This is a genomic window from Gluconobacter sp. NFX36 (assembly GCF_049887835.1).
Classification (GTDB): Bacteria; Pseudomonadota; Alphaproteobacteria; order Acetobacterales; family Acetobacteraceae; genus Gluconobacter; species Gluconobacter japonicus_A.
Genome location: NZ_JAGEKJ010000034.1, coordinates 1 through 6,317 on the forward strand (window position 1 = coordinate 1; position 6,317 = coordinate 6,317).

The 6,317-nt window shown below is 46.2% G+C and carries 4 protein-coding genes; 3 read left to right on the forward strand and 1 reads right to left on the reverse strand.

What is annotated here, in order from left to right; all coding sequences use genetic code 11:
* Positions 1 to 133: 133 nt before the first annotated feature.
* The 3 genes from J4P41_RS15445 to J4P41_RS15455 all read left to right on the forward strand — a co-directional run bounded on the left by J4P41_RS15445 (position 134) and on the right by J4P41_RS15455 (position 4,900).
* A complete protein-coding gene (locus J4P41_RS15445) occupies positions 134 to 637 on the forward strand; it encodes a GMC family oxidoreductase (protein WP_426067809.1) in 504 nt (167 codons plus the stop codon).
* Between the two features lie 31 nt (positions 638 to 668).
* Positions 669 to 2,012 (forward strand): MFS transporter, encoded by a 1,344-nt coding sequence (locus J4P41_RS15450; protein ID WP_426067810.1) that lies wholly within the window; start codon positions 669 to 671, stop codon positions 2,010 to 2,012.
* Positions 2,013 to 2,509: 497 nt separating this feature from the next.
* Positions 2,510 to 4,900 (forward strand): TonB-dependent siderophore receptor, encoded by a 2,391-nt coding sequence (locus J4P41_RS15455; protein WP_426067811.1) that lies wholly within the window; start codon positions 2,510 to 2,512, stop codon positions 4,898 to 4,900.
* Positions 4,901 to 5,073: 173 nt separating this feature from the next.
* On the opposite strand, the gene J4P41_RS15460 is transcribed toward J4P41_RS15455, so the two are convergent.
* Positions 5,074 to 6,126 (reverse strand): YdcF family protein, encoded by a 1,053-nt coding sequence (locus J4P41_RS15460; RefSeq protein WP_426067812.1) that lies wholly within the window; start codon positions 6,124 to 6,126, stop codon positions 5,074 to 5,076.
* Between the last annotated feature and the right edge of the window lie 191 nt (positions 6,127 to 6,317).

Below are 6,317 nucleotides of genomic sequence, written 5' to 3' on the forward strand. Positions count from 1 at the left end.
CGGGCCAGCCGCTCTTCAACATCAAAGAAACCAGGCTGCTTCATCTGCCATCATCCCCAATCAACGCAGGAGAGATGGAATCACAGAGGAACCCTCAAATCCAGAAGGTTTTTCGAACCCTCCATTTGGAGAAATGCTGCCTTACGCAGATAACAGGATTACGCTTGATCCTCGCAGACGTGACCAATGGGGGGTTCCCCTACCCCATATCCGTTGTAGCTTGCATCCTGTCGAGAGAAACATGCTGCGTCAGCAGATTAGCGATTGTGCAGACATGATTGAGGCTAGCGGCGGCAAGGTCGACTTCTGTGTATCCCCGCTCGGTCTTGAAGAAAAAGAAGGAGGCTTTTTCCCCGAAAAATCCTCTCTCGCCCGTTGGTTTCTCCGCAAGATGTTCCCGAAGAGTATGGTTATGGGAGCCGCGATCCATGAAAGCGGAGGCGCACGCATGGGAAATGATCCTGCAACTTCTGTTCTGAATAAGTACTGTCAGGCCTGGGATGCGCCAAACCTCTACGTGACGGACGCCTCATGCTTTCCGACGGGAGGAGCACTGGGCACGACCTTGACCGTCATGGCGCTGACTGCACGATCCAGCCACCACCTGGCGACTGAACTGAAGGCTGGCCGCCTGTAAGGCGACAGGCACTTTCTAGGAAAAGCACGGAATGTCCAAAGCAATTGACACTCTACCCGAAGCCGGAGTTCCGCTGCGCGAAAAGATTGCCTACGGATGCGGAGATTTGTCATCAAACCTCATGTGGGGCATGACATCATCGTACCTGATGTACTTCTACACCGATATAGACGGCCTTCCGGTAACAGCTGTTGCATGGATTTTGTTGGTTGCCCGAACATTCGACGCATTTTGTGATCCAGCTGTTGGCTGGTTGCTCGACCGTAAAGGTGGGATCATTATTCCGAAAATCATTGGCAGGTTATCTATTGCCTTTGGCATCACGGGATTTTTATGCTTTTACACACCCCCGTTCTCTCCTCATCTACGAATTTTTTGGGCGGCTGTTACCTATATTATCTTCGGAGCTATCTACTCTTTTATTAATACTCCCTATGGAGCTTTGGGAACGATGATGACACGGTCCATACATCATCGTGTCGGTCTGAACGCATTCCGAATGATGGGCTGCCAAAGCGGTCAGATTATTATATCATCTCTGACTATCCCCGCCATACTTTGGCTTGGGGGCGGAACTGATCTGATACAACGCCAGCAAGGGACGACACGTTACGCCTTTATTTTGGCCCTTACCTCGATTGCGTTGTGGACAGTGGTTTCAAGAAATTGCCACGTTCGTTATCCAACACCGCCCACAAAACAAAATTTTCTTCGAATTTTAAAATATCTATTAAATAATCGTACTTTATGGTTATGCAACAGTCTAGTTTTTCTCCAATTTATGGGGCTAGCCTCCTTGTATGGTTTTTCTCTCTATTATGCTCGAGCTGTTTTAGGAGGATCAGAAAGCTTAGGAAGTATTATACTAACAATAGCAACTATCACAGGTTTTTTGGGGGCCTTATTTTCTCAAAACATAAATAATATCTTAGGATTCCGCAAGACTTTTATCTTAACGATTTTTCTTCAAATATTGTGCTACACTTCATTGCTAATTGGAAATTTTCACCATACTTTATTTTTCTGTTTTTTTTCTTTATTGACGGGATCCCAAGGCATTGCCTCACCTCTATACTTTACACTCCTGTCAAGTGCGATTGATGATGGCTTAAAGAAAACAGGCGTCAACACTACAGGGATAGCTTATTCATTAAATACGCTCGTTACAAAATTTTCAATGGGCATAACTGGGTTTATACTGGCGTTTTTACTTTCATACGGACACTATACAGCAGATAAGGCTGTTTTCTCCATCAATACACAAAAATGGATTTCAGACGGATTTTTAGGTTTGCCTCTTGTGGCAGCATGCTTACAATTTGGATTAATTGTCTTATGGCCCCGTAAAGGTGCACTAGGATCTGTTAGATCTTGAGGCAAAGCCAGCAGAGTTTCGACCAGATGACCGTATCTGCAAGCTCATTTCGGGCATAAAACCAGTGAATCGTTGCGTTTTAGTGAAATGACGGGTCGCGAAACCCTGCTCAAACCTCCTCACAAAATCAATTCGAAATATCACTCCCATCATAAACGACGTAGCATGGTACAACCGGCAAGATGCAGAGAAACCTCATGCTGCCAAAGCATCCATACGCACGGCCAAGTACCTGACAATCATTCCAACACCATCTTGAAGAGAGACAACCTCAACAGGGTAGAACTTATCCAATTCACAAAACTGTCCGAACAAACGAAGCCGACTTCCTCCCTCCTCATCAAGATCAGCTTCCGGACTAGGATTTTTATCAATACAATTCACGTCAAGAAATCATTTGTAATAACTCCGTTTCTTTTCATTGCAAAAGCACACTGCTATCTACCCTTAAATGATAATGATTATCATTTGAATCAACCTCATTTGGAACTGCCGACGTGAACCTCCGCCCTTTAACGCGTTACGCCATAACCACTCTTCTGGCTTCCACATTCCTAGCAACGGTTGTTCCTATCCCTACCCACGCCGAAGACATAAAAAAGAAATCTTCAGACTTGGAAAAAACTCAAAAACCGGTTGATACAAAAAAGAAAAATACGACAAGAAGAAAGCGTTCAGAAAAAGATTATGCCACGGCAGCATCTGCCAAAACCGTTCAGACAGCCGAAAATATCATTGTTCATTCTCAGAGATGGGAACGAGGAAGTTATACCGCACCTTCAACAAGTGCCTCCACGGGACTCCCGCTCAGTCTGCGCGAAACCCCTCAGACCGTAACCGTCATGACCCGACAGATCATGGACGACCAACAGATCAACAGTCTTGATGACGTCCTGAACACAACACCCGGTGTCACGTCTTACGCCAACGACAATGCTGGCCGCACAACCTATCGTGCTCGTGGTTTCAACATCACCAGCTACAAAATCGATGGCATGCAGATCGATGCCACCACCAGTTTTGGAGGTGTTGGATCATCCATGAATATGGACCTGTATGAGAATGTTCAGATCGTCCGGGGTGCCAACGGCCTCCTGGGCGGAACAGGTGACCCTTCCGCAACCATCTATCTTCAGCGGAAAACTCCGACCAAAGAGTTCTCCGCCAATGGTTTACTCCGGTTGGGAAACTGGAATGAGCACCGCGTCATGGCGGATCTTAACACCCCGTTGAACCATTCTGGTACGATTCGTAGTCGATATGTTTTCACATGGGATGACACAGACACATTCCGCGTTCGTGAACACGTCAACCGTCTTGGCGCACTTGCCAATTTCGCTGCGGATCTCTCTACACGAGATACGCTAAACTTCGGTTTTCAGTATGAACGAACCCGCAATGACGGAGCTTCATGGGGCACCAACGTTCCTATCTGGTATGCAGATGGCACCAAAACACACCTGCCCCGCAGCACCAATCCGGTGGCGGACTGGAGTCAGGCCACGCGTGACCAGTACACGGCTTTCATCAATTATGACCATGACTTCTCTGCCGGCTGGCACCTTAAGGTCGGCTACATGCGGACGCAAGGCAGTTCCTATAACAATCTTGGCGTTGCTAAAATCAACAATGCAGCAAGAAATGTTGGAGGCTATGCCGGTTTCTGGAATCAGGACGGTACAGGCGCCTACCTCAATGCCCTTCACGCAGAATATGCTGACGCACGCGACAATGCGGACGTGCATATCTCCGGTCCAATGCATTTTTTTGGACATGAACATCAGATCATTTTCGGTTTTAACGGATATAATGACGAACTGACGCAATACACCTTCAGCAAAGCGCTCGGAAATTGCAGCATTCTCGGCGTCACGCCGTATTCTGGCTGTCAGTACCGTGCAGCTGGCCTTCCTATAGCCAATTGGCAAACCTGGGATGGCGCATACCCGAATTTTACGACGCATCGGACCAAAGCCAGAGAAGTCGATGTAACGCGCAACTACGGCGCCTATGCATCTGGACGTTTCATTCTCGCCAAAGGCCTTTCCCTGATCCTCGGAGGAAGAGTCAGCACCTATGAAGCGTATAGCGGAACCTACAATACACAGAACCAGTATTCTGGCGCGACAGGCACAGGGCGCCAGAACGCTGTCCTAACACCTTATGCAGGAATGGTGTATGATTTCACCAAGACCATGTCGATCTATGGCAGTTACACCAATATCTACACGCCTCAATCCAATCTCAGAGATGCCAATAACCAACCCCTCAGCCCCGTTATGGGCAAAAGCTACGAAACAGGCTTGAAAGGATCCTTTTTCAAACAGCGCCTGAACGCGTCCCTTGCTTTTTACCTGAATAGACAAAGCAATGTGGCAGAGGCGACAGGTGCCACCAATACAACGACAGGTGAATCCATTTATCGCTCTATCAATGGGGTCAAAACCGAAGGTATTGACCTTGATGCATCAGGTGAACTGTTGCCGGGATGGAATGTCTTCTTCGGTTACAGCTATCTGTATGAAAAAGGTTTGAGCTATAGGCAGGATCCGCATCATTTGGTACGCCTGACAACAAGCTATACATTCCCAGGGGCCCTGCATCACCTGACCATTGGCGGCGGCATCTCCAGCCAGACGAATACGGAATGGGCAACCAATCCTGGACGCCCTCTAGGAAACAGGAAATATGACAATTCCAACCTGCGTGTTGGTGGTTACACACTCATCAATCTTATGGCCCGCTACCGTCTGACCAAATGGCTCGACGTGGCTGGCAATATCACCAACCTGACGGACAAAACCTACGTGCGACAAGCGGGCTTCTACGATGGTATGATTTTTGGCGAACCCCGTACTTTCAGTTTCACAATCCGTGGCCATTATTAATACAAATTATAACGTCACAGGTTGCATAAAAAAGCACTACCTTACTATGAAGTAGTGCTTTTTTAAAAAAATCTCACGTCAGTGAAAGATAAATTCATTATCTAAATTATAAAATTTCATACAATTATTTATATATAATTTGAATTATACGCATCTCCTCCTTCTTTTATTATTTATGGATCTAATGGATCCCAAGGGTCAACCTTATTGCAATCTTCATTAGGAATGAAAATCGTCAAAAATTGCGTGATTCTTTGACCAACTATTCCTGGTTCACACCTCAGTTCGGTCATATTTCGGCTAAAAAAAACAGGGCTTGAGATATAAGCGCTTTGGCCCTGATCTGTCACTATAAGTGCAGGTCTATTCTTTGGAGACCCCAGAATTTGCAGGTCTCGCGAAGCATTGCGCAGGTTTGTTGTGGTGTGACGCGCATAAGGCTCAGTAACAATGCTTCTTTCAGGAACATGAAACCGCTCAATCAGAAAGTGCCTCATTTGAGCGGCTTCTACGAAATCCGTATGAGCAGGATGCACTGCTCCACCGGAAACAATTATAAAGGGAGCCAATCTTTGATTGAAGCTCTCAACAGCCAGTTTAAGACGAAATTTTCCTAACGCTGAGAGTTGCGTACGTGGGTCTTCAGGGCCTTCCCCGGGAACAATGATAGCCGTATAAGGATAGCTTTTCCAACTCAGATGGCGCGCGAAATTCAATGCTGGAGCATTCCAGTTGTTCCACAAGCCAGAGAAACGAATGGCGTCCATTCTATCATTTCCGTCGAGAAGAAAGATTGAATTCGCGATAGCATCCTTAAAAAAAGGATCAATTTGGTTACTACTCTGGAGTGAGTTTTTCAGAATATTGGCTTGCATTCCAGAAATAAGGCTAGAAAAATACTCTGCCGTTACATCGATAGAAGCAGAATCAATTTTTGGGTAGTGAGGGGCATGACCCTCACCATAAACAGAAAAAATATAATTAATGGCATCCGCGTCTCGGTTCCATTGAATTTCGTCATATTGTCGCCGGTAGTGCTGAGAGAGTCTGTGCAAAACGGTACCAAAAACTTCTCGCTCATGTGAAGTAATTTCCCATAAATGGACGATACAAACTGGATGTGGTGTACAGTTTGAATTATCGCTTAACCTTTGAAGACGCTCATGAGATAAAGTGACAATATCTGGAGTGGAAAACACTTCTTTCTTCCACGCTGCATCCGTCATAACAGTCACGAGCCGAGGAAATATTTTCTCTTGTAACTCTTGAATTTTAATATCGTGATTAAGAGATGGAGGGATCGAAGAACTGTTTGTTGATGCGCTTGTCTGATGATTTTAGTTTTTTGGCGCTTTGATTGAGGGTTTCCGGGGTGACTTTCGCTCTGCGTTTTGAGCAGATCACGGTCCATCGCCGG